General features: G+C 40.0%; 14 protein-coding genes. 6 read left to right on the forward strand and 8 right to left on the reverse strand.

The genetic code is table 11. The features are described from left to right. The first annotated feature begins 54 nt into the window (after positions 1-54). A complete protein-coding gene (locus tag VK097_RS10095; RefSeq protein ID WP_324211682.1) occupies positions 55-1,644 on the forward strand; it encodes a glycosyltransferase in 1,590 nt (529 codons plus the stop codon). 54 nt (positions 1,645-1,698) lie between these two features. Here the strand turns inward: VK097_RS10095 and VK097_RS10100 are convergent, their stop codons facing one another. After that, positions 1,699-3,915 carry a peptidoglycan recognition protein family protein gene (locus VK097_RS10100; RefSeq protein ID WP_324211683.1) on the reverse strand — a complete coding sequence of 739 codons (2,217 nt, stop codon included), beginning with the start codon at positions 3,913-3,915 and terminating at the stop codon, positions 1,699-1,701. Between the two features lie 113 nt (positions 3,916-4,028). Further along, positions 4,029-8,021 carry a GW dipeptide domain-containing protein gene (locus VK097_RS10105; protein ID WP_324211684.1) on the reverse strand — a complete coding sequence of 1,331 codons (3,993 nt, stop codon included), beginning with the start codon at positions 8,019-8,021 and terminating at the stop codon, positions 4,029-4,031. 453 nt (positions 8,022-8,474) lie between these two features. On the opposite strand from VK097_RS10105, the gene tagD (VK097_RS10110) reads away from it, so the two are divergent. After that, positions 8,475-8,873 (forward strand): glycerol-3-phosphate cytidylyltransferase, encoded by a 399-nt coding sequence (gene tagD, locus VK097_RS10110; RefSeq protein ID WP_324211685.1) that lies wholly within the window; start codon positions 8,475-8,477, stop codon positions 8,871-8,873. Beyond that, positions 8,866-10,053 (forward strand): CDP-glycerol glycerophosphotransferase family protein, encoded by a 1,188-nt coding sequence (locus tag VK097_RS10115; RefSeq protein WP_324211686.1) that lies wholly within the window; start codon positions 8,866-8,868, stop codon positions 10,051-10,053. Before tagD (VK097_RS10110) ends, VK097_RS10115 begins: the two co-directional genes overlap by 8 nt. Before the next feature lie 48 nt (positions 10,054-10,101). On the opposite strand, the gene VK097_RS10120 is transcribed toward VK097_RS10115, so the two are convergent. Both VK097_RS10120 and VK097_RS10125 read right to left on the reverse strand, forming a co-directional pair. Further along, positions 10,102-12,507, reverse strand: a complete 2,406-nt coding sequence (locus VK097_RS10120; protein WP_324211687.1) for a CDP-glycerol glycerophosphotransferase family protein — start codon at positions 12,505-12,507, stop codon at positions 10,102-10,104. Positions 12,508-12,684: 177 nt separating this feature from the next. Beyond that, positions 12,685-13,464: a hypothetical protein gene (locus VK097_RS10125; RefSeq protein ID WP_324211688.1), complete on the reverse strand. Its 780-nt coding sequence runs from the start codon at positions 13,462-13,464 to the stop codon at positions 12,685-12,687. A 196-nt stretch (positions 13,465-13,660) separates the two neighbouring features. Here VK097_RS10125 and VK097_RS10130 point away from each other — a divergent pair, with 196 nt between their 5' ends. From VK097_RS10130 to VK097_RS10140, 3 genes are all read left to right on the forward strand, one after another. After that, positions 13,661-15,229: an aryl-sulfate sulfotransferase gene (locus VK097_RS10130; protein ID WP_324211689.1), complete on the forward strand. Its 1,569-nt coding sequence runs from the start codon at positions 13,661-13,663 to the stop codon at positions 15,227-15,229. A gap of 239 nt (positions 15,230-15,468) precedes the next feature. Continuing rightward, the gene (tagD, locus tag VK097_RS10135) at positions 15,469-15,861 is read left to right on the forward strand and encodes a glycerol-3-phosphate cytidylyltransferase (RefSeq protein ID WP_324211690.1); all 393 of its coding nucleotides are present in this window, start codon (positions 15,469-15,471) and stop codon (positions 15,859-15,861) included. Further along, entirely contained in the window at positions 15,854-17,005 is a 1,152-nt protein-coding gene (locus VK097_RS10140) for a CDP-glycerol glycerophosphotransferase family protein (protein ID WP_324211691.1), read from the forward strand. The genes tagD (VK097_RS10135) and VK097_RS10140 overlap by 8 nt, the downstream gene beginning before the upstream one ends. A 5-nt stretch (positions 17,006-17,010) precedes the next feature. On the opposite strand, the gene pssE is transcribed toward VK097_RS10140, so the two are convergent. The 4 genes from pssE to VK097_RS10160 are packed head-to-tail and all read right to left on the reverse strand — an operon-like array spanning position 17,011 to position 20,382. Then, a complete protein-coding gene (pssE, locus tag VK097_RS10145; RefSeq protein ID WP_324211692.1) occupies positions 17,011-17,490 on the reverse strand; it encodes a PssE/Cps14G family polysaccharide biosynthesis glycosyltransferase in 480 nt (159 codons plus the stop codon). After that, complete coding sequence (pssD, locus tag VK097_RS10150; protein WP_324211693.1) at positions 17,487-17,957, reverse strand: PssD/Cps14F family polysaccharide biosynthesis glycosyltransferase; 471 nt, start codon at positions 17,955-17,957, stop codon at positions 17,487-17,489. The genes pssE and pssD overlap by 4 nt, the downstream gene beginning before the upstream one ends. Positions 17,958-17,963: 6 nt before the next feature. Beyond that, entirely contained in the window at positions 17,964-19,052 is a 1,089-nt protein-coding gene (locus VK097_RS10155; RefSeq protein WP_324211694.1) for a glycosyltransferase, read from the reverse strand. Between the two features lie 25 nt (positions 19,053-19,077). Next, on the reverse strand, positions 19,078-20,382 hold the full coding sequence (locus VK097_RS10160) for an O-antigen ligase family protein (protein ID WP_324211695.1): 1,305 nt from the start codon (positions 20,380-20,382) through the stop codon (positions 19,078-19,080). Positions 20,383-20,528 lie beyond the last annotated feature (146 nt).

Here is a 20,528-nt window from a genome sequence, read left to right on the forward strand (position 1 = left end):
TGATACTGTATTAGCAATCAACCGTATTATCAAAACTAAAAGTGAGGTTCACCTATGAAACCGACAATTTTTTTCCTGATTAATTCAATCGACGTCAACCGTGGCGGCTTGACAAGAGCTTCATTAAAACAGGCATCATTTTTTGCCGAAATGGGATACAATACATATATGCTCACGTTCAACTTCAATCTCAACTACCCGGAAATCCGGAAGAAATTATACGAGATGAATAAGGTTCACAAAAATGTCATTATTCCGAATATGTATGAAGAACTTGAAGGTCATAAAAAACCATTAATCGCGAAGCACCCTCCAAAAACGGCATCACTGGAGAAGCTGTCAGAAGGTTTTACACTGGAGAAACGATCTGATCGCAATGCATACAGGGTGCATAAAAACGGATTATACTATAAGTATATTTCCTTGAATAAAAACAACTCACTGAACTTCATCGATTATTACGATGATAATAGATACCGCATAAAACGCGAAACATTCGATCCGTGGGGAAATGTCAAAAAAGTCACCTACATGGATCTCGTTTCAAATAAAACACGGCAAATTGTATATTATGATAATAATGGCCGTGCCTATTTATCACAGTGGAATAATCCAAAAAAGAACACAGTGCAGCGAATATTTTTATTCGACAAAAATTCATCTGTCACGGCGTCGTATGTTAATGATGATGTTTCACATAAAATAGACTGGCTTCATAACACAATTGATCGCCTGGGGGGGGACAAATCTGTTGTTGTATCGGATACCCGAAGTACAGATGAGGTTCTTATTCATTTGAACCATCCAAAGGCAGCCAAAATCTGGCGAATGCACAGCAGCCATTTGGATGCGCCGTTTACCGTGGATGCGCCTATTACTGAAAAGGTTGAGCCCGGGCTTAACAGTATTGATGAATTTGATGTCTCCGTGTTCTTGACGGAAGAACAGAAACAAGATGTCATCCGTCGAATCGGGGACAAAGGGAATATTAAAGTGATTCCGCATTATCATGCTGAGCCGGATAAGAAAACAAAAAAACTCAAGTCGCTTTTCTCACGGAACGAAAAAGATAGATATGAAGAAAAAGATAGAAACCTGGCAGTCATTATCAGCAGGTTGTCTTCCTTAAAGCGGATAGAACACTCAATCAAAGCATTTAAATTAGTTGTCGACAAAGTTCCTAATGCAAAATTGGAAATTTGGGGAACAGGGGAAGAAGAAGCAAAGTTACAGCGTTTAATAACGAAATCAGGTTTAAACGATCATATTTTCTTGAAGGGGTATACTCACTATCCTGACAAAATTTATCAAAGAGGTCTATTCTCTTTAATGACCTCTAAAAAAGAAGGGTTCGCCCTATCTGTGCTGGAAAGTATGTATAATAAAACACCGGTCATCAGTTACAAAATCAAGTACGGTCCAAGCGATATGATCGTTAACAATGACAATGGGTTTATTATTGAGCAGCCGGAAATTGAAGAGCTCGCCAATCGAATGATACACATGTTTGAAAATCCTGATAAGGCAATAGAGATGGGATCAAAAGCCCGAAAATACATTGACAAAAACTTTAACAAAAATGTCTATAAAGAAAAATGGATGGAAACCGTAAATTCAGCATTGGACAGGAAGTTCGGAAAATAATGATGAAAAAAGTTCTGCCCTTTTATGGAGCAGAACTTTTTTATTGCAGCTGCGTTATTGTACATATGAATGATGCATCCAGACAGTCTTGCCGCCAAGCCTGCCGCGATACCAAATATTGTTCCCGACTTTCTCAGTCAGATGAACATTGAATTGTTCCCCTGCATATGCCGACAAGTTATATACATGATTCTTGGAGCCGCCCCATGCTTTAGTGTAGGCATTCCCTGTTCCTTTGATCGTAAAAGTTTTGGATTCACTGTCAACTCCTACATGAGAATGGACAGACATTTCCGCTGCTCTCACCCAGCCGACAACACCCTGCTTTCTGCTCGATTTTTCGCTGATCAGATAATATTTTTCTCCACCGGCATTCGCTTGCTGTTTAATATAATACACGGCATTCACATAATCATCTGAACTGAAAGCTAACGAATCATCTCCCACGGTTTCATAAATGACTGATCCGGATCTGAGATGACCCAGCTTGCTGGTACGACTCGTTTCATAATTCGTGACATAGCTGTTATGCATCCATACTGTCTTGCCGCTAAGCTTGCCACGGTACCATATGTTATTGCCTACCTTTTCAGTTAAATGAACATCAAATTTCTGGCCTTTATAATCCGAAAGGTCATAAATCTGATCTTTTGAACCGCCCCACGCTTTAGCGTAGGCATTCCCTGTTCCTTTGATCGTAAATGTTTTGGATTCACTGTCAACTCCTACATGAGAATGGACAGACATATCCGATGCTCTCACCCAGCCGACAATACCCTTTGTACGGCTCGGTCTGGTACTGACCAGGTAATAGGTATTCCGTCTCACTTCAGCTTCTTCTTTTATATAATACACTGCATTGGTATATTTCTTTCCCGCTTTTTGGTATGCTGCGTTTTCTTCCAGTGTAGAATATATCCGTACATCTGAACTGCTCAAATGGCCCAGTTTACTCGTGCGACTTTCTTCTATCAAATAACTGTAATGTATCCAAACCTCCTGGCCATCAAGCATACCGCGGTACCATGTATTATCTCCGACGACTTCCGTCAAATTAACTTTAAAGATCTCGCCGGCATATGAAGACAAATCATAAACCATATTGTTAGGACCGCCCCATGCTTTATCATAGGCTTTTCCACTTCCATGGACTTTAAACGTTTTATCATTCTTATCCATGCCTTGATGTTTATGTGTGCTCATATCTTTAGCCTGAACCCAGCCCAACGTCCCCTTTTTGGTGCTTGGCTTTCTGCTTATTAAATAATAGCTTCTCCCGCCAAGTTTTGCTTCAGCTTTAATATAAAATACTTCCTTTGTTTTAGCTGACCCTGCTTTTTTATAATTGCTGCGAGATGTTGGGTCATCATAGATTCTTGCGTTGCTTGATTTGATATGACCCAGCTTACTTGTGTTTCGTTCTGCTTCCCGGACTTCTTCTTTATATTTATCCTCGACAAGCGTTACGAATTCGCCCCAGTTATAACCCCATCTCTCAAAGTAACCGTGCGGATCCACATGATTTGTTCCGCCAAGATGGTTACTCACTGCATAATGTGACCACAGCGTGCCCTCGCCATCATTTTCAGCGCTGGTTACACCAAGATTATAGTCATATAGAATAGATGCCACGTACTCAGCATAATTATTGATAGACCGGGCAAATTCATCAAAGCTGTCCACTCTCACCAGTTCCACATGAACAAACCGCTCATTTGCATATCTGCCAGCACCCCAGGCACCTAAATCAGTCGGATGGATTTCTATGATATTATTATGGTCAACAAATGCATGAACAAAAGCGTTTTGATGGTTACGGCTCATGAAACTTATTTCTTGTCTGATATTGGAGTTGTCGTTGGCCGTTTCATGAGCCACAACACCTTCCACAGCACCATAACCATTGCGGTAGTTGAATTCTGTGAAATCACTGTTATGTTCATAGGATACATTTACCGGATCCATATTTCTGATATAGTTGTTTACATCCGGATATCCCGACATAATAGTAGAGGACCCTTTTCGCTTCAAATCCTTTTCTTCCTCACGGTCTTCCTCCGTTTCATGCCGGCTTTTAAATTCACCATCGCGCCAGCCTTTTGGTATGTACTGAAGCTCTTCTTCAGTCAGTTCGCTGATGTCTTCGCCGTAAACTTCTGTTCCTTTCTTAATACCATGATCATTTATATCTTGACCTTTTTCGGCAGAAACCGACGGGATCATCGATAGAATGAACAGAATTGTCATGACAAGTATGACTAGCCTTCGCATATTATCCTCCCATAATGCATCAAAATATTCTTCTCTTTATAGTATATCTATGATTCTATCAACATATTAAGATGCCTTGGTCCCGTTATAATCATGGAACCAAGGCAAAAGTACTACTTATATACAGGAACTTCCAGGTTCAAGTATTCAAGTCCAAGCTCTTCATATAAGCTGTACATTGAACCTACCTGTTTGGCAGCCCATCCCATATCGGTTGCATACTGGTGAGCCGCATATCCATATTTATCCATCGCTGCAGGATTCCAGCGCATCTCATATAACGTATTCTGCACTGTTCCTGCATTGTTTTGGCCCTTAATATACTGGTTGCCGATGAATTTTGCTCCACCGATGATTGCAGCTTCCGGTGTGAACCAGCCCTCTTCATAGGCCCTCTTTTTGCCGCTTTCTATGGCAGAACCGTCAACGGCCCCGACGCCATACATATTATAAACGATTTTTCCATTATGCTTTATACCCTGCGCAAGCGGTGAATCACCTTTTCCCGTTTCGTGAACCGCATGGGAAATTAAATACACCTCATTGACACCATGGCGTTGCCCAGCTTCAATGAACGCTTCACCCTGACCTTCCAGTGAACCCATACCGGCTAAATAATCGTTTAAGACACCCGCCGATGAACCGGTTGGTCTGGACAAATCAAGAAACTGAAATTTTTGCAGAGAGTTATCAATGAAATTCTCAGGATTCATATAGTACATGGCATCATCTTTTGTAGCATTTCGCCATCTTTGATAACTGATTTTATGCCAATCGCTCCCCTTCTGAGTGACGTCTATCGAAGCACCTTTAGAAACTGTACCATAGATGTGCGCGCTATTGGATTTTTCAGCTCTTACATTAAGGTTTGCTGTTGTTTTTGCGACCTCGCCATTTTTCTTAGCTAAAGCTGAATGAACATATAATGTTTCATCTTCATATTTGATTTTATACCATTTGGTACTTCCATCGTATTTGTCGCCATTCACTTCATCTAATATGGTTATTGCAGTACCTTTGTTCACTTCAGTCTGAATATATTGATCTTCCAATCTTGGCTTTGTCCGCAACCTTACTGCATCACCGGTAATCAAAGCAGAATCAACAAATTCTACATAATCACTGCTGACATAAGCAGGAGAGCCGCTGTAAAAATCTGTTTGCGGAGGCGGATTCAGTTCATTCTGCATTCGCCACGCTTCTTCAAGACTCAGATCTAAGTACTGGGTTTTAATTCTATCTTCTTCGACAAATGATTGATGCACCCAGATGCTATTGCCTTTAAAATCGCCGCGGTACCAGATATTACTTCCAACCTTTTCAGTCAGATGAACCTGAAAAACATCGCCTTCAAATTGTGACAGGTCATCGTAAACCAGATCATTATTGCCGCCCCAGGCTTTTGTGAATGCTTCTCCTTCACCTGTAAATATAAAGATTTTGTCTTTTTTATCAACGCCTACATGTGGATGAGTATTCATTTCAGAAGCGTTCACCCAGCCGACAACTCCATTTACGCTGCTCGGTTTATTACTGATTTTATAGTACGTCTCACCGGCTGTTACTGCCTGCTGTTTGATGTAATAGACAGCATTTGTATAGTCGCTTGTTTTCAGTTGGGAAGACTGATCACCCAATTTTTCATAGATCTTGGCGCTGCTATACAAATGACCCAAACGGCTGATGCTTTCCGTTTCAATGCCCGTCACATAGCTTTCATGCACCCAAATACGTTCACCATTAAAGTCACCACGGTACCAAACATTGCTGCCTACCGTCTCTGTTTTATGGACATTAAATACATGACCTGTGTAATTGGAAAGGTCAAGTACGTGATCTTTAGAGCCGCCCCAGGCTTTTGAATAAGCATTGCCTTTACCGGTAAAGCCAAACGTCTTCTCTTTCCTGTCAACTGCATTATGAGAATGGATCGACAGGTCTTCCGCTTTCACCCAGCCGACGACTCCTTTTTCACTGCTTGCCCGTTCACTGATTAAGTAATAAAGCTGGCCATTTGCTTCGGCCTGCATTTTAATATAATATACCGCATTCGTATACTCATCTCCGGCTTCAAAAGCAGACGTTTCGTAACCGATAGTCTCATAGATCTTTACATCTGAGCCGCGTATATGCCCAAGCTTGCTTGTGCCCTCTTTTTCCACTTCTGTTGTTATGACATAGGATTCGTGCAGCCATACAGTTTCACCATCAAGTTTGCCGCGGTACCAGATATTATTGCCTACTTTTTCAGTTAAGTTGACTTCAAATTCCTCATACTGATATTTTGACATATCTTTAAAGACAACATCTTTGGATCCGCCCCATGCTTTGCTGTATGCTGTTCCATCCCCGCTTATATAGTAAAGCTTAGAATAGCTGTCAACACCAACATGTGAGTGTGTCGACATGTCAGATGCCTTCACCCAGCCGATAACGCCATTTGTCCGGCTCGGTTTTTGGCTGATTAAATAATAGGTTTTATCCCCTGCTACAGCTTGCTCTTTAATATAATAAACAGCATTCAGATAGTCATCTGAACTGAAGGAAGTGGATTCATCACCTATTGTTTCATAAATTGTTGCCCCCGATTGGAGATGTCCCAGGCGACTTGTATTGCTTTTGTCAACTTCCGCCAAATAGCTTTCATGAATAAAAACACGTTCACCATTAAAGTCTCCGCGGTACCAGACATTACCTCCGACCGTTTCAGTTTTATGAACGTTAAATTTCTGCCCTTCAAAATTGGAAAGGTCAAATACCAGGTCTTTGGAGCCTCCCCACGCTTTGCTGTAAGCATTACCGGAGCCTTTAATGATGAATGTTCTGGACTCTCTGTCAACACCTTTATGCGTGTGTGTCGACAAATCAGCTGCATTCACCCAGCCGATGACACCTTTTTCACTGCTTGCATGCTGACTGATTAAATAATAGGTTTCTCCATTTGCTTCAGCCTGTAATTTAATGTAGTATACTGCATTCAGGTAATCTTCGGCACTGAACGAAGTTGATTCATCGCCGATTGTTTCGTAAATAACAGCATTGCTGTGAAGATGACCAAGTTTACTGGTACTGCTCGTTTCTATAGCTATTTTCTCTTTAGGATCTTCATTTTCTTCTTCAACAAAACTATTATGGATCCAAACGGTGCTGCCGTTCAATTCGCCGCGGTACCAAATGTTGTTTCCGACCTTTTCTGTCAAGTCAACATTAAAGGTCTCACCTTCAAATTTCGTTAAATTAACAAACACTAAATTTTTATCGCCGCCCCATATTTTTGAAAAAGCTTCTCCGGAGCCCTTAATGGCAAACGATTTGGATTGACTGTCGACGCTGCGATGGGTGTATGTGACAGCCATATCCTGATGTTTGACCCAGCCGACAGTTCCTTCCTCACTGCTCCGTTTCGTACTTATTAAATAATACGTATCCCCTTCATAGTGAGCCTGCTTTTTTATATAGTATACCGCATTCAGATACTCATCAGATGGAATGGTTGATTCTTTTGCGATGTTCTCATAAATGACTGCACCTGAACTTAGGTGACCAATCATGTTCACATCAGTTTTTTGGATGTCAGCCTCTGTAACGGCCGGCTTCCCAGAAGCTTTGAATGAGCTTGCTTCAGATTGCTGTGTGTTCTGATTTGACTTTTTATTTTGATGTTCATCGGTATCCTTTTTCCCATTCTTGCTGTCATCATTATTCTGTGTCTGCTCATCCTGACTTTTATCCTTAGTTCCGCTCTGACCATCTGATTCTGGCTCAGATGTTGTTCCATCCTTTTTTGAATCTCCTGCCAAATCAGCATCAGAATCTGTTTCGTCCTTTTTAGGCTCTCCGCTCTCAGGTTTATCGTCATCAGAATTTTCGCCTTCTGATTGCTTATCACCCGAAGTTTTGCCTTTTTCACCTGTATTTTTTTCTTCCTGAGCGGATTCAGAATCAGTTTCAGAGGATGAATCACTTTCCGAAGGCTCACCCTCTTTGTCTTTGTCCTGCTGACTCACAGCCGCATCATTTTCCTGACCGCTTTCAGCTAGAACACTGTAAGGAAGGGCAGCAGTAATTAACAGAAGCGCTACTAGTACGATCGATAACTTTCTCATTCAAACCCTCCATGTGATTTTTCTTATTAAAACAAAAAAGTCAAGTCTCAGTTTTCCGTCTACCACCTCGCATTTCGTTATTTTAATAATAGATTAATATGTGAATGAAAATTCGTGTCCGTCTGCCTTATCAGGATTAATGCTGCTAAAAGGTGCGAATAAAGCTATATGTACTCAAAAATCCAAGAGCTTTCAGAATATTAATCTATCAAATATTATACTAAGAAAAATGTTTATTTTGAACCTTAATTTGACAATTTCATTACAAAACATGACGTTTTTTTACAAAAACACGCAAAATGTAATGCTGTGCAGTGAAAAACTTGTTTATATTATCCGAGTATCATAGTATAATAACATTAGTGTCTTAAAGAAAATGAAAGTTCTATACAATGCCCTTGTAAATAAAATACTTTACTATATAATAAGCGTATAAACTGGAGGTTTAATAAAATGAAAAAAGTAATCACGTACGGAACTTTTGATTTGCTCCACGTCGGGCATATCAATATTCTGCGCCGGGCCAAAGAATGTGGCGATTATCTGATTGTGGCCATTTCCTCGGATCATTTTAATGCTATTAAAGAAAAAGAAGCATATTACAGTTTCGAACAGCGCAAAGTTATTCTTGAAGCTATCCGTTATGTCGATGAAGTGATTCCCGAACATAATTGGGAACAAAAAGTAGAGGACGTTCAGAAACATGATGTCGACGTGTTTGTAATGGGGGATGACTGGAAAGGTAAATTTGACTTTCTTGAAGACTATTGTGAAGTCGTTTATTTACCAAGAACAGTGGGAATTTCAACAACTAAAATCAAATCTGATTTGAATCAGACGAACAATGGTTAGGGAACTGGCAATAACGCTATATCTTTCTGTTTTTCGTGCAATTTTCACCACTTTTAAACAATTTCCCCAAAAGAAGAAGACAACATTTGTTGCTTCATTTGGGGAAAATATTTTATATACTGTTAAAGAACTCGAAAAGCAGATGGATGAGCAAGTTGTTATTCTTAAAACTTCCCATTGCAAAACAGATTTTGGATCTGATCGTTTAACTTTAAACTTTGAAACTGGCAACCCCGCTGACTGGATTCGCTCTGTATATCATTTGGCAACGTGCGAAAAAGTTTTTGTAGATAACTACTTTGGTTTCCTGGCTGCTGTTGCATTCAAACCGAGTGTTCAATGTATCCAGCTATGGCATGCCGCTGGGGCGATCAAGCAGTTTGGCTTGAAGGATCCCGCTATACAGGGCCGTTCGAGACTGGCGTATAAGCGCTTCAATAAGGTTTATCGGCAATTTGACCATGTTGTCGTTGGCTCGGACCATATGGCTTCCATCTTTCGTGAAAGTTTTAATTTGTCCGAGGATAGAATTTTGCGTACAGGTATCCCGAGAACAGATTTCTTTTTTGATGAAACAGCCAAGAAAAATGCTGAGCAAACGTTGGTTGAGCAATATCCAATTATAAAAGAAAAAAAAGTTTTAATGTATGCCCCGACTTACCGTGATGATGAACTGAATTCAGCTGAGCTGGCATTGAATATTGATAAAATGTATCAGGAGTTGAAAGATAAGTATGTATTATTCCTGCGGTTGCATCCCGCGGTCAACGGTGAATTCCAGAATAAGTATCCGGGGTTCGTTATCAATGTTTCAAGCTATCATAATATGAATCATTTATTAGTTGTAACGGATATGTTAATAACGGATTATTCATCAATACCTTTTGAATTTTCATTATTGGATAAGCCAATAGCATTCTTTGCCTATGATTTGGATCAATATACACTGGATAAAGGGTTTTGGAAAACCTATGAGGATCTTGTGCCGGGACCCGTTGCAGAAACCACACATGACCTGGTTGATATCATCGAAAACGGAACCTATGATATGGATCGCATTCGAAACTTTTCCTCCCAATGGAACAAGTATTCACAAGGTCAATCAAGCGAACAGTTGATTAAAGCCATGTATACAGAGGACGAACACTATGAAGTTGTCAACGAAAAAGTAAAAAGCTGACCCAAACGTCCAATGATGACGTGGGTCAGCTTTATTCATTTCAAAAGATCATGGCCTATCGGCACGAATAATTGCATCATAAATCCGTTCATTATTCTCATCATCAATATGAGTGAAAATGGTTCCTTTCTTTTTTCTGACCGCTGATTTCTCTTTAAATCCATTTTCAATATACTTTTCAATTGTATCAATCAGGGACTCTTTATCTTTACATATATCACCAAGGAATGTTTGACCGGCTGGCCTTAGCAAACCATGCTTGAAAAACCGCTCAAAATCAAAGTGATAAAAAAGAACAGGTTTACGCATGTAATTAAAATCGAAAGAAACAGAAGAGTAATCCGTTATCAGCAATTCATTTCTGATCAGAAGCTCCTGAACATCCGCCTGGCCAAATTCGATAATATTGATATGGTCAGATGCCAATCCGTAGAATTGATGGACAAATGGCTGCATCCTGTAATGAACGTAAAAGTCCAGCTTTATATTGTACTTTTCCAATAGTTCATTCAATCGGTCATCACTCAGCAGTTCTTTGTACTTGCTGAAGTATTCTGAGTCTGTAAACTCATGTTCCCTAATCCAATCCCGCCAGGTTGGAATTAGTAAAATCGACCTTTCCGCCTCATGATTTTCCATTAACCGATCGAAACGGGATAATCCGGTGATTTTCACTTCATTTGAATCATATCCCATCCTTTTTGTTACCAGATTATATTCCGGCCTCGAACTGACGCAAACCATGGTGAATGGGTATTTGTAATATTGCTTATCATAATCAACTTTCTTACGTCCCAGCACACCATGCTGGAGAAATACGCGTTTACTTTCCTGGTAATTCGGCCAGTCAACAGCCTTTGTCGGTAAAAGATACTCCACATCATGTGACCCTATAAACGTATCAGCAGTTGCAGCTAACTTAAAATGCTTCATTGAGCCAAAAGTGATGATATTGTCCAGTCCCTGCAAATTCTTCCTATCCGGTGAATCAGCGGTTATCACGTAGTAGATATTTTTTTCGGGATAGTTTTCACGGCAGAATTTAAAGAAATGATATCCTGTATCTTGTGCTGTGTCGGGCCTTTCACCGATCAGCCATACATCTTTTCTGCTGTCTACGGTACGTGCTTGTTGGTATTTCATATACATCATTTTTCTGAGAGCGTAAGCATATGTTTCCAGTTTAAGATGACCGCCCGGCGTAAAGAGCAGAAAGGTTCTTATGCCTTTAAGACGATGCTGTAATGAATCAGATGCCAGAGGATAATCCACAAAATAGTCATATTCCTCACAACCCAGGGTTCTTTCTTTTTCTTGATTATCATAGACAAGGCAAATCGAAAAGTCAAAGATATCCATTTCACTTTCCTGTAAGGAGAATATTTTTTTCAAAGGGATTGTAGTATTAAACCCGGAAAATCGGTAGACATCCTGAACTCCTGATTCATCAAGTTCTTCATTGTCGATAGGAAAAAATAGCTCCTTGTCCGAATGTCTTTTCCTTATCTTAATGTATCGTTGCATTTTATCAAGTGAATCAAACGGCATCAGTTCGAAATAAGCATAGCCTTTTAAAATGATATGGTGATCTTCAATGCCATAAGATATAATGTTTCTTTTCATTTGTAATTTCCTGAGATTGATCGAAATATTCCAGTTTATGGTTGGATAAAGATATGCCTGATACACTTCATCTCCGTGCAATTCAACACATGTTTCTTTTTCGAGACTTGCCTTATTCGCTAAATGCACGCGGAACAAGTAGTATATCCCGTTCACCCAGAATTTCATGTATAAGTCCCATGTCATATTTGTTAAATTTTCCGGCAGTATGTCATTATAATTTATTTTCAAATCTACAGAAATGTGGTTTTTTTCCGGGATAACCTCTAACGGCAGCGCATGTTGCTTATCGCCATCACGTTGTTTTATAAGGAATTGTATACCTGAAACAGAATCAGTGAATTCGTTTCCTGTTATCTTACCGATCATTTGAATGCTATAGTCATTCCTGACACCACACTGCTGAATATCAAAATGTATAGTTGGCGTATAAACGATTGACGAAAGCGAATCTTTTTCGGTTATGTAGCACGTTAATCCATAGGTCACATCTTCTCTGTTAAACACTGCTGTCCGGTCCCAGTCAAAAATACGTTCATCTTCAATTTTAAGCCTGTATTTCTGTTCATTGCTATATAGTAAATAATAATCCCAGGTCCCTTTCGAAACATCCATCTTATTAAAATCAACCGTTGTTTCCCAGCAATTGATCTTCGGCCATTTTAACGGGACTATGAAAAAGGTTTTGGACTTCCTCTTTTTCACCATTAAATGAATTGTATCTCCAAGGGAATCATCCGATTTGATTATTCCTTTTACGGTTAATAAACCATCTCTGCTCATTTCAACAGAATGAACGATATGTGTGAAAGATGCTTCAGATGCAACCACACAATGACCTCCTCTTAAATAACAATCCATTGAACAACTATAATTTAATTAAACTATATCAAACTCCATTAAGTATCGTCACGCATAAAAAAAGCATCTGATTAACAGATACCCTTTTTAAACTTAGATATATCATTTTGCTTTGCAAGTGTGATACCCACAAAAATATAATAAATTTTATGGTGCAGCCAGCCCGCTTAATTTATTAACAATTTGTTTAGCTAAATCAGGATCTTTGGTGCGAATTATAACCTGTCCGTCAACAATACTTGCGACTCTACCGTTTTTATTACTTATTGTCACAGGATTTTCCCCAGTAACTGTATAACCGGATAATCTGTTTTGAACTTTCTCAGTATATGTCAATGGCTTAGGCTTAGCTTCCGGCTCCGATTTAGTTTCTTCCTTTTTCCTCGAATCTCCCTTTTCGTCAGGCATTGGCTTGTCCTTTTTTTCTTTTAAAGCTGATTTACCAGACTGGCTGCTGCTCCCGGCTGAATTACTATTGTTGCTTGTGTTATCTGATGTCGTTCTTTCCCAAGTATTACTTTCGCTGGTGTCTTCGTCAGCAGCTACTTCTGTCGTTTCAGCCGTATCAACATTATTTTTTTCTGTATCGTTGACTTCTGTCTCCACTATAGAAGTTTCCGGCTCCACTTCCTCGGCGACCGTTTCATCTTCTTGTGTTACATCTTCCACTTCTTCTTCAACAGCCTCAGTATCATTGGCGGTATACTCCCCAACCGGGGCAATTGTTTCCGAATGATTTATATTCCTGAATTCTATAGATGGCTCTGATTTGTTCCCGTCCTCTTCAGGATCTTCCAATTTCGCTTCACTGTCATCAATTGTAATGGATTGCGTATTATAGTTATGTAATAAAATAATCGATATGATAGCAATAACGCCAATAACGTTTCCTAAAACAATTAACATCTTCTTGTTAATTTTTCGCATGCTACACCTCCAAATCATACCTGCTAACATCATATACAATAATTGTCCAAAAGTAAATTATTGCCACGACTTTAGTCATTATAACCTTCATTTGATATACAGCAACATCATTTCTGTATAATTCCGAGATATGAATTATACAAAACCATTAAGCAATGCTAGAATGAGTCTATAACGAAAAAGAAAGGTGTAAAACATGAAAACTAGAAAACTATTATTCATAATCGGAATTATATTTTATACTATTTTGGTAGTTGGTGTTACCTATTGGTTCACTGCTGATACTGAATTTGTTAAAGAGGCAACTTCAGTTAATGTCCAAGGAAAAAGTGATGATAGCCAAAAGAAAAAGTTCAACCGGAATAATAAATCTTTCGATGAAGAATATAATTGGATACCATTGCCTGATATTGATTTGGACAAACCTGACAGTGTTTATAACATTAATTCACTGACAACTGAAGCGGAAAACGTTATTGATTTAAGATCATTATCCGGTCATGACGTTCAAATCAATGGCAAGGATGTCAGCGGGAAGGACAACTATAGTCTGGAAATAGATGAAATTAGTGAAGACAATCAATTGACACTAACCATTGACGGAGCAGATTATACAATCCGAACACTGCCTGAGGGAATGGAAGGCTATGATTACGAAAATAATGGTGCTGAAGATGGCTACTATTATTTCACCTATGAATCGTATATTGTAAAATTAAACACAGATGGTGAAGTCGTTTATTACAAAGATGTCGGATTGTCTTATGACTTTAAATTGAATAAGACGGAAGATGGTGACATCTATTATAGCTATTTAGTAAAAGCGAACAACCAGGATAAAATTTCGAACATCGGCTATCAGACAACGAAAGCAGTCATCATGGATGAAAACTATAATGTAGTGGATGAAGTCGAATCCCTTGTCCCGACTGATAAACTTGACGCAAGCCCTTTAGAAAATCATGAACTAATTGTATTGGACCTGCATCATTATATTATCAGTTCCTATTATCCTAAGGAAGTTAATAATATACCTTCTGATATTGATCAGAATAAATTCGGTTCCCGGGTAATTGCTTCAACTTTACAGGAAATCAAAGATGGTGAAGTATTATGGCAATGGCAGAGCACAGATTATCCTGAGCTCTATGAACTGAGTATCGAGCATAACGACTTCACAAATGAGCATGCCGAATATGCGGATTATGTACACTTTAACTCATTAGCCATTGATCCAGAGGATAATAACCTTATTATCTCAGCCCGCAATATGAGCAGTATTATTAAATTAAACCGGGAGACCGGCGATATCATGTGGGTATTAGGCGGAAAAGGTGACCAGTTCGGATTGTCCGAGGAGCAAAAATTCAGCCGACAGCACAAGTTATCATTTTTGAGTGATGGCACAATACTTCTGTTCAACAATGGCAATGTTCTGCCGAAAGCACCATATCCGGTGGTCCCTGATGACAGTCCACTGCATGACAAAAAAGAAGAGACTTCCATTATGAAAATTAAAATAGATGAAGAAAACAAGGAAGTTGTCGAATACGAAAACTACCCTACCGGCGAGTTTTCCGGCACACGCGGATCTGTACAAATGCTCAACGAAAAGAAGAACATTGTATTAATCGGCTGGGGCAGCGGTGAGAACAATGACGCTACTTTCACAGAAAAAAAATTATCAACTGGCGAAGAACTGTTTGTTTTCTATCCGAAAGATGAGGGAGACATCAGTTACCGTTCTTATAAATTCGATCAATAAAATCGTCTGCGCTTCCCTTGAATTCTCAATATCATAAATCATCTGTTCCCTGCCTTAACGAAAAGGATTGGGTGCAAAAGTTTCAACCTGCTGGATAGCGACTTCAGCAGGTTTTTTTCAGCTGACGAATTAAATCATTCATCGATTTTAATGGTTGGTGTATCCTCTCATGATTAACTTCCTACAATAAATACATACTATAACTAATATAACCTTACCCCAAACGGGAGGCTGTGTTTATGAAAAAAGTCATCACATACGGGACATTCGATATCCTTCACACCGGTCACATAAACTTATTGCGCCGCGCCAGACAATACGGTGACTATTTGGTTGTTGCCATTTCTTCAGATTCGTTCAATGCTTTAAAAGGGAAACAGGCGTATTATTCGTTTGAACAGCGAAAAGTCATATTGGAAGCTGTTCGCTATGTGGATGAAGTGATCCCGGAACATGTATGGGAGCAAAAAGAAGACGATATTAAAAAGCACCAAATCGATGTGTTTGTCATGGGGGATGACTGGAAAGGACAATTCGACTATTTAAAAGAGCATTGCGACGTTATTTATTTGCCAAGAACGGTTGGCATCTCCACGACAAAAATCAAGACAGATTTGAATAGAAATGGCTAGAGAACTCGTCATTAACGTCTACCTTTTCATTTTTCGCATGCTCTTCACCCTATTTAACGTATTTCCTCAAACAAACAAGACAACATTTGTCGTGTCATTTGGCAATAATGCCTTATATACGATGAACGCGTTGGAAAAACTGACCGATCAGCGCATTATTATTTTAAAAACCCGCAAGTGCTGCATGATGTTTGAGGGTGCACCACACCGGCGGATCATTATGTTCAAATTTCCTTGTATCATCGACTGGGTGCGTTCGATTTATCATTTGGCAACGTCTGAGAAAGTATTCGTTGACAATTATTATGGCTTTCTTTCGGCCACGCGTTTCAGACGGAATACACAATGCATCCAACTATGGCATGCGGCAGGAGCAATCAAAAAGTTCGGGCTAAAGGACCATCAAATTCACAATCGTCATCCCAGTGCCTGCAGACGATTTAAACGGGTTTATAATCAATTTGACTTGGTTGTGGTGGGTTCAGAAAAGATGGCTGCGATTTTTTCGGAAGCCTTTGACATATCGGTGAGTCAATTTTTAAGAACCGGTATACCCAGAACGGATTTCTTTTTTGACACATCAGCTATGCAGGAAACCGAACGAGCATTAATCAATCAATTTCCGGTCATCAATGAAAAGAAAATCATTTTATACGCGCCAACATATCGTGACAATAATCTGTCTGCTGCCGACATTAAACTGGATATTCAAAAAATGCATACTGTTCTTAGGGATGAATATGTACTCTTCCTTAGCCTCCACCCTAAAATGAACGTCAAAGCTGAATATGATTATCCCGGGTTTGTTTATGATGTTTCCGGCCTGGATAATATCAATCACGTTCTCACCGTAACGGATGTTTTGATTTCGGATTACTCATCCGTTCCGTTTGAATATTCATTCATGCATAAACCAATGGTGTTTTTTGCCTATGATTTGGAAGAATATGCATATTCGAAAGGCTTCTGGGAGGACTATGAAGACCTTGTTCCGGGGCCTGTGGTGAAAAATACGGATGATTTGATTGATGTTCTGAAAAATGCAGACTTTCATTTGGAGCAAATTCTTACATTTGCCAATGAATGGAACCAGTACTCGACAGGGAATTCGAGTGAGAGGTTGATACAAACACTATATCATTAAATAAGCTACACGTCCTCAATAAAATTCTCAATTAATTCATAAATCTGTTCTCTTCCCGAATGAAATGGTTTCGGCTGGAAATCCTCAGTTTGCCGGATAACACCCTCAAGCTGATTGCCTTCCTGCCAGCTCAGCATATGACCTTGTCCAGCGAGGGCAGAGACGATCTGCAGCTGATGGTCATCATTATGCTCACCGTATTTGGCCAAACGGGGACAGGCAATGACGCACTTCCCTTTCTTTAATCCCATAATAATCGAACCCGTTCCTGCGTGCGTGATAATCAGCCGTGCCTGTTCATACAGCAGATCCATTTCGTTATGACTGACAAATTGTTTCAGAAACAGGTTGTCACTTTCATAACGTGTATGACCGCGCTGGACGATCACATCTTCCTGAATGATGCCCTCCTTTTTTAACCGCTCCACTTCATTTAATAATCTGGTGAATGGCAGTTCGTGGGTGCCCAATACAACGAATATCAATAGATCGACCCCCCGTAAACAGAATTTGGATAAATCCTTTGCATTGATTTCCATTGAACGATGAATAAATCGGAAATCGGGTAAACCATTTTACCCGATAGTGTCGGGCTGTCGGTTTTCGCAAAGCTTTCAATGAAGATGATTTTTTTCCGGAAAAGCTTGGCAATATAGCACATCGGCACAGCTGTGTGGGCACCTGTTGTGATAATCACGTCGGGTCTTCGCCGCAAAAAAATGCACAGGGCCTTCACCATATTGTAGGAAAACTTGAATATGTACCTGAACAAATAATTACGGGCGCCATAAACAAGCATGGATACGGGATACTTGTCCTTCAATTCCATGGTGATGGCACATTTTTCGGTGACGATATGGTATTGATAATTTTTAAATAGGGGCTCAAGCTGCAGTAACTGTGTCAAATGTCCGCCCACTGATGAAATGAGAAGTAATTTTTTCTGGTTCAACTGGATTCAGCTCCTATACTTTTGATATTGCTCAATCAGCTGTCCGATCAGTTTTTCCTGATCATATTTTTTAGCCTTTTCCTCCCCATTTGCGATCAGTTCTTTGTTTAGGCCTTCATCTTTAAGGACTTGTTCAATTCCCCGTCTTAAAGATAGTTTATTTTTCGGTTCGATCAGAACGCCCGCATTTCCGCTGAGCAAATAACTTAATCCGCCAACATTGCTGCCGACGACCGGCGTGTGACATGCCATGGCTTCTAATGCCACAAGACCGAAACCTTCCATGTATGATGGAATGACAAACACATCTGCCGCGGCCATCCATATGGCTATATCGTGCTGCTGCATCGGCGAATGTATATGGATATCCTGTATGCTTTCGTTTTTATCTATTAGCCGGTTTGCAAACGCGGGTTCTTTTTGTGCGCCGATTAAGTGAAGCTCCAGGCTTGCGTTGTTATTCTTCAGGTCGTGAAAGGTGCTTATCAGTTCACCTATACCTTTTGCTACGATGATGTTGCCAACGAACAAAATGACGGTTGCTGAAGGCGACAGGCCGATTAAATTACGTGCGTGATCCTGATCCATCGGCTTGAAAATTTGCCGGTTGACGCCCATATTCAAAACCGTAATCTTTTCCCCACTTACGTTAAATGTACTGATCATATCCTGTTTAAGTTTTTCACCGACAGCAATAATGTGATCCACTTTATAAAGCACTTGCTTTGTCTGGCTAAAGAAAAGCGCACCCTTTTTCGCCATCTTATCCAAATCACCGCCATGCGCTGTTACGATGACCCGCATGCGGAATAGTTTTTTAAATAGCAGCGCCAATTTCCCGCTTGGGTACACATAATGGGCATGAATGACATCATATTGCCTGCCTTTGAAAAGCAAGACTAAAAGGACTCGGACAATCAAGAAAGCATATTTCATGACAACAGCCGGCTTGTCTATTCGCGGATTTCTGATGGCTGCAACATCGATATGAAACCCGCGCTCCCTGAGGGTCTTTACCTGATTTTCCACAAAGATGCCAAAGCTGGGATGTGACTTACTTGGATACATCGTACTGATTACTAATATTTTCTCCACTTTCCCCACACCCTTATACATGTTTTTACGGAGAGGCTTCATTCTGGACCAGCGCGAACAGATAACCGATAAAGACCGCCAGATAAATGCTTGCAGCGGGTGATGACAGTACGTGACCTGCTGTAAATGCACTGCCAATTCCTAAAGCGACAGATACGCCTGTGAGTATGATGGGAACGTTAAGGGATTTCAGGTGATACTTGCACAATTTAATCAGAATCCGATAACCAATATAAAGCAGCGGCAATAATAATAAGATGAATCCAATCCAGCCGAAATTAAAATACCAGTCCAAAAAATCCATCTCGATTAATTTTGGCGCAAAAGTGTAGTTTCCGCCAAAACCCATTCCGAGTAATTTTTGTGAGACAGGCGCTTCCTGGTACTGTTTATTTTTTTCCTTTAAAAAATCCTTCCTGCCGCTCAGCAATTGTTGTGCCGCTTGTTTCTTCCCATCTGCATCAACATCTGCCGGACTCTTTTCCTGTTTAGCGATATTCGTTCCAAACGTAAGGTCCAGATTATTGCCGATTGGCGTTATCGGTGCTATTGCTATTGCGGCTGCCAGCAGTACCGTAAGAACGCCGAGATTGAACCAATTTTTGCTGTTATGTATGGCTTTTAAAATAAAAACTGAAATGGAAATCCCCAGCACAATCAGGACAGAGCCAAAACTGACCTTCGTGCCTATCATCAGCATCGCCCAGATGATCAGACCGATAACCGGCAATAACAGCATTTTCGTCCGGGTCGATTGTTTTTGAAGCATGTACAAAATGGTGATACTGAAACCCATCCCCAGAATGACGCTTAGTTCGTTCCCCGAAAAAAACCAGCCTGAATGGCCCTCCTTAGCCAAAGCGCCATAACTCCTATAACCGCTGCCCGTCACAGTTGCCAGTAACATGATGACTGCTATAAACGTCATATTGATCAGAACAGCTGATTGGATGACCTTCTGCCAATACTTCTGTTTTGAAAATGACGGGATGACAAACACATAAACAAGCAGCATGACAATAAAAAAGACGGTTTTGATGATATACGTCAGTTCAACCGGTATGCTAAATGACTCTTTTACCATATAATTATTCACCAAGTGCATGGTCATAAAAATACCGAGTATCACCAGATAAATAAGTGCTGACTTTCTCCCTTGTTTATCAGGCAGGAAAAAAAATATGTATCCAATACCTGCGCCCACAAGCAGCCCGCGTAAAACGGATGAAAGCGGGATATTAACATAAGCCAATACATCCAGGGCCGGCTGCAGCAGAAGAAAATAGATGAATAATTTCTCGACGTTATGCTTTTGTAAACTCAAGGCCATGAAGCCGACCCCTTTCCGTTTTTTGCCCAGGATGGCTAACTTCTATCTTAGTATTTGACATTCCAGGGTATTTTAAAACAAGAGGGATCGAATCTGATGTCAACGAAGAAAGGAGGCTGGGACATAACTAAATGATCAATACTAAA

The organism is Lentibacillus sp. (assembly GCF_035301675.1).
Classification (GTDB): domain Bacteria; phylum Bacillota; class Bacilli; order Bacillales; family Amphibacillaceae; genus Lentibacillus.